This window comes from Streptomyces anatolicus (assembly GCF_019400875.1).
Classification (GTDB): domain Bacteria; phylum Actinomycetota; class Actinomycetes; order Streptomycetales; family Streptomycetaceae; genus Streptomyces; species Streptomyces anatolicus.
On the sequence record NZ_WMBF01000253.1, the window covers coordinates 1 to 8961 of the forward strand.

Below are 8961 nucleotides of genomic sequence, written 5' to 3' on the forward strand. Positions count from 1 at the left end.
GTGGGGGCGGGGCCCCGGGCGGCCGTGCCGCCCTGTCCCCTCGCGTCGCGATCGCGGTTGTTACGCCGCCGGTGGCTCAGGGGTCGCGCCGGACGCGCCCGGCTTCACGTACTGCTTCACGTCTGGCGGTACCGGCAGCTTCCTGTACGCCTTCGGCAGCTCGGCCCGGGTCTGGGCCTTCGCGGTGGTCGTCGGCGCCGTGGGGAGGGTGAGCGTGACCCGGTCCTGGAGGAGCGCCGGGGAGACCCAGCCGGAGGTCCTGCCCGCGTATGCCGTGCCGAACGGGTCGGTGCCGAGCAGGTGTTGGCGCACCGTGCCGGCGGGCATCGTGGCCCGGGCGGCCACCCCGGAGGGGGCCTGGACCGTCACGGTGTCGCCGATCCGGTAGGCGGTGACGCGGCCCGCCTTGACGGCCGTGTCCCAGGCCGCACGGGAGCGCAGCTCGCCGCCGATGTCGGCCATCCGAAGGTTGACCACAGGGGTGTTGGACGCGAACAGGGCTTCGTAGGAGTCGAGTACGCGGTTCAGGACCGGGTACGCGATGCGGTCCTCGGCGAGGTTGGACTGGTGGATGAAGTGCGGCCGCGGATCGTTCGCCAGGACGTGTCCGAGCGCGATCGTCGACTCCACGGGCACGATGTGGTCCTGGTAGCCGGTGGCGAGGTCGAGGGGTTCGGTGAGGCAGGTCGCGACGGGGGAGTTCTCACAGACGCCGCTGCCGCCGTCGGCCGCGCGGGTGTAGATCCAGTTGTACTCGTCGACCTGTTCCTCGGCCCGGCCCGCGTTGTAGAAGACGTTCATCGGGAAGCGCGGCACGGTCAGCGCGGCGCCGACCTGGCGCTGGGCCCTGTCCCGTGAGTTGTCCGAGCCGAGCCATGTCACACCGTTGTCCCGCAGGGCGCCGGGCAGGTTCGGGTTGTCGTCGGGCTGCTGCGGCAGGACCTTGAGGCCGGAGTGCTCGCCGGTCACCAACTCGCCGTTGGTGAGGGGGAGTCCGGCCCGCTGGCCCCACGCCCTGTTGTCGGAGATCTGCTGGGAGATGTCGGCGCGCGAGACGTAGCGCGTGCTGCCGTCCGCGTTCTTCGCGCACTTCCACGGGACCGTGCTGACGTCCTGGACACAGCCGAGGAAGGGGTGGTTGTAGGTGTGGTTGATCCAGCGGTGGTCGGCGCGGTCGGCGATGAGCCGGTCGGCGAGGGGGTCCGCGCCGCCGTTCTCCTCGCGGTACAGCTCGCTGCCGCCGCCGTTGAAGGCCATGTCGAGCGGGAACTTCCGGCTCTTGGACCACTCGGAGGCGTGGGCCGCGTCGTCGGGCGTCATCCGGATCGGGTCCGGTGTGCCCTCGCCCGGCGGGCAGTCGACGTCGCCCGGCGTGCAGTTCAGCTCGGTGTCCCAGCGGTCGTCGGCGCCGAACACGTCGTCGACGTGGACGGCGAAGTAGTTGCGGGACGCGCCCAGGTGGACGCCCTGCGTCAGCCAGTCCACGATGCCCCGGGCGAGCAGCCGGAACTGCCGCTGGTGTTCGTTGTAGACGAAGGTCACCACCAGCTCGCGCCGCCCGTCGTGGCGGTATTCGCCCACGAGCGAGCCACGCCCTTGGCCGCCCGGGATCGGCGCGTCCACGTAACTGGTGAAGTCCGCGCCCGGCGCCGGCTCGGCGAGGAAGCCGTAACTCTCGCTCACGGAAGGCGAGTTGTCCTCGAAAGGGACCTGGTCCGCGAGATAGCCGAAGGGGCCGCTCTTGCCCGCCGCCGTCACCTCGGCCCGTACGCCGTCGAGCGAGCCACTGAACTCCGGTGTCCTCAGGCCCGCTTCGGGCCGGGCGTAGGTGTAGGCGTCCACCTGGGGGATCGCGTACGTCTGCTCGTACGAGGCCAGGGCGGCCAGCTCGGCCGAACCGGACCCGAACGGATTGTCGTTGGGCAGGACGACGGCCTGGAACTTGGCCCGCGCCCTGCCGTTCACGGTGTCCGCGAGGAACGCCTTGTCGATCACTGGGCGCCCGCTCCGGCGCAGGTCGACGGTGGTGTACGGCGTGCCCTGGCCGTCGAGTTCGGCGATGATCGCGGCGGTGGCGGGGCCTCCGTCGGTCACCACGAGGACGCGCAGATCGATGCGGGGCTGCTCGGCGGCCGAGGCCGGAGCGCCGGGCAAGGAGAGCGCGAGAAGCAGAGCGCCGGCTCCGAGAGCCGCCGCTCGCGCGGTGTGTTTCATGCGGTGTGTGGTCCCCTCCACGGTCGGGCCGAGGGGGTGTCTCCACCCCACGGCCCGCCCCCCAAGCAGCGCCGGTCACACGTCGCCGTGTGTGTCCGTGCCGCTCTGACGCGTCACATAGTGCGGCCCACCTGTGGGGTCTGTGCCGATTCTGTGAAACCTGGCGGAAAAAAGACGGCGCGCCCCCAGCGGCGCGTGAGGAGGGGTGCGGGGACCCCGATGCGCCCCCGGAAGTGAACTCCTGGTGCAGCGTGGCCGCTCAGAGGGGTCTTCGACGTCGCACCGTGACTGGGTGCCTCCTACAGGCGCCTGCCGTGGACGGGCTCCCACGGCAGGAGAATCACCAGTGGTCCAGACCACTTGGAATCAGCCAAGAGAGGGCGATCATGGAGTGGTCGCCATTTCTCGGAAAGCGCGTACTGACCTGCATGGCAGGCGTGCTGGGCTCTTCTGGAGGGGGCGCAAAACAGGGCGCGTCGGGGGCACGCGGGGGGCGCCTGACCTTATTCCCGGGGTTCCGCAACTGCGTAGCAGTCGCAATAGTTTCAGCTGGGTTGCTCGTCCGCCGCCCGTACCGCCGCCACCGCCTTCCGCGCCGCCACCAGGATCGGGTCCCACACCGGGGAGAACGGCGGCGCGTAGCCCAGGTCCAGGGCCGTCATCTGCTCCACCGTCATCCCCGCCGTCAGCGCGACCGCCGCCACGTCGACCCGCTTGCCCGCGCCCTCGCGTCCGACGATCTGGACCCCCAGGAGCTTGCCCGTGCGCCGCTCGGCCAGCATCTTCACCGTCATCAGGGCCGCGCCCGGGTAGTAACCGGCGCGGTTCGTCGACTCGATGGTCACCGCCACATACCGCAGCCCCGCCGCCCGCGCGTCCTTCTCGCGCAGGCCCGTCCTGGCGATCTCCAGGTCGCACACCTTGCTGACGGCCGTGCCGACCACGCCGGGGAAGGTCGCGTAACCCCCGCCCACGTTCGACCCGATGACCTGCCCGTGCTTGTTCGCGTGCGTGCCGAGCGCGATGTGCCGCTCGCGCCCCGACATCAGGTCGAAAACCTCTACGCAGTCGCCGCCCGCCCAGATGTCCTCGTACCCGCGCACCCGCATCGCGAGGTCGGTCAGCAGGCCGCCGTGGTCGCCGAGCGGCAGCCCCGCCTCGCGCGCCAGTTCGGTCTCGGGGCGCACGCCGAGGCCGAGGATCACCACGTCCGCCGGGTACTCGGCGTTCTCCGTGGCCACCGCCCTGACCCGCCCGTCGTCATCCGTGAGGATCTTGGTGACCTCGGCGTCGTTCACCATCTCGATGCCGAGGCCCGTCATCGCCTCGTGCACGAGCCGGCCCATGTCCGCGTCGAGCGTGGACATCGGCTCCTTGCCGCGGTTGACGACCGTCACGTCGTAGCCGCGCTGGATCATCGCCTCCGCCATCTCGACGCCGATGTAGCCCGCGCCGACGACCACGGCCCGGCGGCCCTCGGTGCGCTCCAGGGTCTCGATCAGGGCCTGGCCGTCGCCGAGGGTCTGCACGCCGTGCACGCCGGGCGCGTCGATGCCGGGCAGCGACGGGCGCAGCGGGCGGGCGCCGGTGGCGATGACAAGCTTGTCGTACGTCGTCCAGTACTCCTTCCCCGCTTCGAGGTCGCGGGCGAGCACGCGCCGGCCCCGCACGTCGATGCGGAGCACCTCGGTGCGCATCCGCAGGTCGATCGCGCGCTCGCGGTGCTCCTCGGGGGTGCGGGCGACCAGGTCGTCCCGCTCGTCGACGGCGCCGCCTACCCAGTAGGGGATGCCGCAGGCGGAGTACGAGGTGAAATCGCCGCGTTCGAACGCGACGATTTCCAGTTCTTCCGGGCTCCTGAGCCTGCGAGCCTGCGATGCCGCCGACATGCCGGTGGCGTCGGCTCCGATGATGACCAGTCGCTCTTTTGTGCTGCTCATGTTCTGACACGCTACGGGGTGCCTGCGGGTTCGTTCTGGCTGGGCGCGCAGTTCCCCGCGCCCCTTACGGGGCGTCTCCCGCGCCCCCTTACGGGGTGTCCCGTCCGCGGCGGGGGCGTACTACTCGTAGCCACAGCAGCAGGAGCAGTGCGGCTACCGCCGCAAACGGCAGGATTGCCGCCAGGGCTATCGCGATCCAGCGCAGGCCCGTGGTGAACGTGTCCCAGCCGCCCCCGAGCGCGTCCCCGAGCGTCGGGTCGTCGTCCCCGGTACTCGCCTGGCCCTGGCCCTGGCGCTCGGTCAGTGAGAGTGTGATCGTCGCCATGGCCGTACGGTCCTTCAGCGAGGCCCGCTGCGCGAGCAGTGACTCCAGGTCGGCCTGACGGGTGCTCAACTCGCCTTCCAGGGTGACGACATCGCTCAGCTTCGTCGCCTTGTCCATCAGCTCCCGCACCCGCGCCACGCTCGCCCGCTGCGACTTGACGCGGCTCTCCACGTCGACGACCTGGTCGGTGACGTCCTGCGCCTTGGCCTCGCGGTCGATCAGCTTGCCGGTGCCTTCGAGGGCGGTCAGGACCTCTTCGTACGCGTTCTGTGGGACCCGCAGGACGACGCGCGACCGCTCGCGGCCCTCGTCGTCGCGCGACGTGTTCTCGTTCCCCACGATGCCGCCCGCGTTCTCGGCCGCCGCGCGAGCCTCCTCCAGCGCCTTCGGTACGTCCCCGACCCGGACGGTGAGCCGCGCGGTGCGGATGACCTGAGGGCCAGTCACTTTCGAGGGTTTCCGCTTCGGCGACTTGCCCGGCTCGCCCGACTGCGCGCCCGCCGCGTCCTCGGCCCCTTGCGGACCGGCGGCATGATCGGCCGCCGCCCCCTTGGCGTCCCCGCCGCTGTCGCCGTCGCCGCTCGCGGTGCACCCCGTGAGCGCGAGCGCGACCGCCAGGAGCAGACCGAGGAGAGCCTGGACCGTGAGCCTGCTTGACGTGTGCATCGACGTACCCCCGAGGGTCGTGGCCAGTGATGCTCCTACGACGCCGGGGAGAGGCCCCACGGTGGTTGCCGACCGGTCCCGATGCGGTCACGGTCGGGACTCGGCGGTCTGAGAGAGTGGAGGCATGCGCGAAACGGACACACGTACGGGCAGCGGTGGCCCCCGGACCCACGCCGTCGTCATCGGAGGCGGGATCGCCGGACTTGCCGCCGCGCACCGGCTCATCGCCACCGATCCGCACACCCGCGTGACCGTCCTGGAGGCCTCCGGCCGGCTCGGCGGCAAACTGCGCGCAGGGGAGATCGCCGGGGTCCGCGTCGACCTCGGCGCCGAGTCGATGCTCGCCCGCCGCCCCGAAGCCGTCGCCCTCGCCCGTGAGACGGGCCTCGCCGACCTGCTCCAGCCGCCCGCCACCGCGACCGCCGCCATCTGGACCCGGGGTGCCCTGCGCCCCATGCCCAAGGGGCACGTCATGGGCGTGCCCGGGGACGCCTCCGCGCTGGCCGGGGTCCTCTCCGACGAGGGCCTGCGCCGCATCGAGCGGGACCGCGAGCTGCCGCCCACCGAGGTCGGCGACGACGTCGCCGTCGGTGAGTACGTCGCCGCGCGCCTGGGCCGCGAGGTCGTCGACCGACTCGTCGAGCCGCTGCTCGGCGGGGTGTACGCGGGCGACGCCTACCGCATCTCGATGCGCTCGGCCGTCCCCCAGCTCTTCGAGGCCGCCCGCACGCACGCCTCCCTCACCGAGGGCGTCCGCGACATCCAGGCGCGCGCCGCGCGGAACCAGCAGACCGGGCCGGTCTTCATGGGCATCGACGGCGGCATCGGCGCACTGCCTCTCGCCGTCGCGGAGTCGGTACGCGCGCGTGGCGGCCGCATTCTGACCGACACCCCGGTCACGGAGCTGCGCCGCACCGGTGACGGCTGGCGCGTGGTCACCGGGAGCGAGGTCCACGAAGCCGACGCCGTCGTCCTCGCCCTGCCCGCGCCAGCCGCCGCGAAGCTCCTGGACGCCGAGTCGCCCGCCGCGGCCGCCGAGCTGCGCGGCGTCGAGTACGCCTCCATGACGCTGATCACGCTCGCCTACCGGCGCGCCGGGACCGACCTGCCCGAAGGCAGCGGTTTCCTCGTGCCGCCCGTCGACGGGCACACGATCAAGGCGTCCACCTTCGCGAGCCACAAGTGGGGCTGGATCGACCGGCAGGACCCGGACCTGCTGGTCCTGCGCACCTCCGTCGGGAGGTACGGCGAGACGGAGATCCTGGGCCGCGACGACGCCGACCTCATCGCCCTCTCCCGCCACGACCTGCGCGAGGCCACCGGACTCACCGCGACCCCCGTCGCCACCCGCGTCACCCGCTGGGACGACGGCCTGCCGCAGTACCCGGTCGGCCACCACGCGCGCGTGACCCGCGTCCGCGCACACGTCGCCGCGCTGCCCGGCCTCGCGGTCTGCGGAGCCGCGTACGACGGCGTCGGCATCCCCGCGTGCGTCGCGAGCGCCAACGCCGCCGTCGACCAGCTGGCCGGGGACCTCACCGGTGTGGAGCAGCTCACCCGCGACCCGGTGCAGAGCCTGCACGGCGGCGGAGGAGAATAGCCCCATGAGTGACGACGCCCCCGCCAAGACCCCCAACGCCGGCAAGAAGGCCAAGGACCTCAACGAGGTCATCCGCTACACCCTGTGGTCGGTCTTCAAGCTGCGTGACGTGCTCCCCGAGAACCGCGCCGGTTACGCCGACGAGGTCCAGGAGCTGTTCGACCAGCTCGCCGCCAAGGACATCACGGTCCGCGGCACCTACGACGTCTCCGGCCTGCGCGCCGACGCCGACGTCATGATCTGGTGGCACGCCGAGACCGCCGACGAGCTGCAGGAGGCCTACAACCTCTTCCGCCGCACCAAGCTGGGCCGCGCCCTCGAGCCGGTCTGGTCGAACATGGCGCTGCACCGCCCCGCCGAGTTCAACAAGTCGCACATCCCGGCCTTCCTCGCCGACGAGACGCCCCGCAACTACGTCTCCGTCTACCCCTTCGTGCGCTCCTACGACTGGTACCTGCTGCCCGACGAGGACCGCCGCCGCATGCTGGCCGACCACGGCAAGATGGCCCGCGGCTACCCCGACGTGCGCGCCAACACCGTCGCCTCGTTCTCCCTCGGGGACTACGAGTGGCTGCTGGCCTTCGAGGCCGACGAGCTGTACCGCATCGTCGACCTCATGCGTCACCTGCGCGCCTCCGAGGCCCGGATGCACGTACGCGAAGAGGTGCCGTTCTACACCGGCCGCCGCAAGTCCGTCGCGGACCTCGTCGCGGGCCTGGCGTAACCCCTGTCGGGCGTAACCCGGGTCGGGTCGGACGGGCCGGTCAGAGCGCCCTCGGGCGCCCCACCGCCCGCCCGCCGGACTCCGGCCGGGGCTCCGGGTGCGGTGCGCACGCCGCGCGCCGCACCGGGAGCCTGCCCTCCAGGAGGTACGCCTCCAGGTATCCGTTGACGCACTCGTTGGGGCCGCCGCCGATGCCGTGCGTGCCCGCCTCCCGCTCGGTGACGAGCACCGAGTTCGACAGCCTGCGGTGCAGTTCCCGCGCCCCCTCGTACGGGGTCGCCGCGTCGCGCTCGGCGGCCAGGATCAGCGTCGGGGGCAGCTCGTCGCCATCCGCGCGCACGTCGAGCGGCTGCTGCCGGGGCGCGGGCCAGTAGGCGCACGGCAGGTTCATCCAGGCGTTGTCCCAGGTCTCGAAGGGCGCGAGGCGCGCGAGGAGCGTGTTGTCGCGGTCCCAGGTGGCGAAGTCCGTCGGCCAGGGGGCGTCGTTGCACTCCACGGCGGTGTAGACGGCGTTGCCGTTCTCGTCGTCGGCGGCCCCGCGCGGCTCGGGCGCGGCCTGCTCGATCAGCGGCTTCGGGTCGCCCTTCAGATAGGCGGAGAGCGCCTTGGCCCGCTCCGGCCAGTAGTCGTCGTAGTACCCGGCCTTGAGGTACGCGGAGTGGAGCTGGCCCTGGCCGACCTTGCCTCCCGCGGGCTTGCGGCCCAGCTCGGCGCGTACCTTCTCGTAGTTCTCCATGACCTTCTCGGGCGTCGTGCCCAGGTGGTACGTCTTGTCGTGCTTGGCCACCCAGGTGCGGAAGTCCGCCCAGCGCCGCTCGAAGGCCGCCGACTGGTCGAGGTTGTTGCGGTACCAGATCTGCGCGGGGGCGGGGTTGACCGCCGAGTCGAAGACCATGCGGCGCACGTGCGTCGGGAAGAGCGTCGCGTAGAGGGCCCCGAAGTAGGTGCCGTACGAGGCACCCAGGAACGTCAGCTTCTTCTCGCCGAGCGCGGCCCGCAGCACGTCCAGGTCGCGCGCGTTGTTCAGGCTCGTGTAGTGCCGCAGGCCGGGGTTGCGGTCCGCGCACCCGCGCGCGTACGCCTTCGCCCGCGCGATGCGCTCCTGCTTGTACGCGTCGTCGGGGTGGACCGGCGCCGACGAGGGTGCCTTGCCGAACTCCTTCGGGTCCTGGCAGGAGAGCGGGGCCGAGCGGCCGACGCCGCGCGGTGCGTAGCCGATGAGGTCGTAGGCGGCGGCGATGCGCTTCCACTCGGGCATGACGCCGATCATCGGGAAGTACATGCCGGACGCGCCGGGCCCGCCGGGGTTGAAGACGAGCGCTCCTTGCCGGGCGACGGCCTTCTTCCCCGCGGCCTTCCCCTGCTTCTTCCCCTGCTCCTGCCCCTTCCCCTTTCCCTTCCCGGTCGGCTTGTTGCGGCTGACGGTCAGTCCGATCTGCTCGCCGTGGGGGTGGGCGTAGTCCAGCGGCACGGAGACCGTGCCGCACTGGAG

Annotated in this window: 6 protein-coding genes; 2 read left to right on the forward strand and 4 right to left on the reverse strand. The window is 71.9% G+C overall.

Translation table 11 applies throughout. The features are described 5' to 3' along the window. Positions 1 to 60: 60 nt before the first annotated feature. The 3 genes from GKQ77_RS20980 to GKQ77_RS20990 form a co-directional block, all read right to left on the reverse strand. Positions 61 to 2214 (reverse strand): hypothetical protein, encoded by a 2154-nt coding sequence (locus GKQ77_RS20980; RefSeq protein WP_219690466.1) that lies wholly within the window; start codon positions 2212 to 2214, stop codon positions 61 to 63. Positions 2215 to 2759: 545 nt separating this feature from the next. Continuing rightward, complete coding sequence (locus GKQ77_RS20985) at positions 2760 to 4154, reverse strand: FAD-dependent oxidoreductase (protein ID WP_219690467.1); 1395 nt, start codon at positions 4152 to 4154, stop codon at positions 2760 to 2762. Positions 4155 to 4242: 88 nt separating this feature from the next. Next, positions 4243 to 5145 (reverse strand): DUF4349 domain-containing protein, encoded by a 903-nt coding sequence (locus GKQ77_RS20990; RefSeq protein WP_219690468.1) that lies wholly within the window; start codon positions 5143 to 5145, stop codon positions 4243 to 4245. Between the two features lie 124 nt (positions 5146 to 5269). Here GKQ77_RS20990 and hemG point away from each other — a divergent pair, with 124 nt between their 5' ends. Together hemG and hemQ are read left to right on the forward strand one after the other, a co-directional pair. Continuing rightward, positions 5270 to 6745 carry a protoporphyrinogen oxidase gene (hemG, locus tag GKQ77_RS20995; RefSeq protein ID WP_219690469.1) on the forward strand — a complete coding sequence of 492 codons (1476 nt, stop codon included), beginning with the start codon at positions 5270 to 5272 and terminating at the stop codon, positions 6743 to 6745. A gap of 4 nt (positions 6746 to 6749) precedes the next feature. After that, positions 6750 to 7469 carry a hydrogen peroxide-dependent heme synthase gene (hemQ, locus tag GKQ77_RS21000; protein WP_219690470.1) on the forward strand — a complete coding sequence of 240 codons (720 nt, stop codon included), beginning with the start codon at positions 6750 to 6752 and terminating at the stop codon, positions 7467 to 7469. A gap of 40 nt (positions 7470 to 7509) precedes the next feature. Here hemQ and GKQ77_RS21005 read toward each other — a convergent pair. After that, the coding region (locus GKQ77_RS21005; protein ID WP_219690471.1) for an alpha/beta hydrolase at positions 7510 to 8961 on the reverse strand (1452 nt) is incomplete at its 5' end.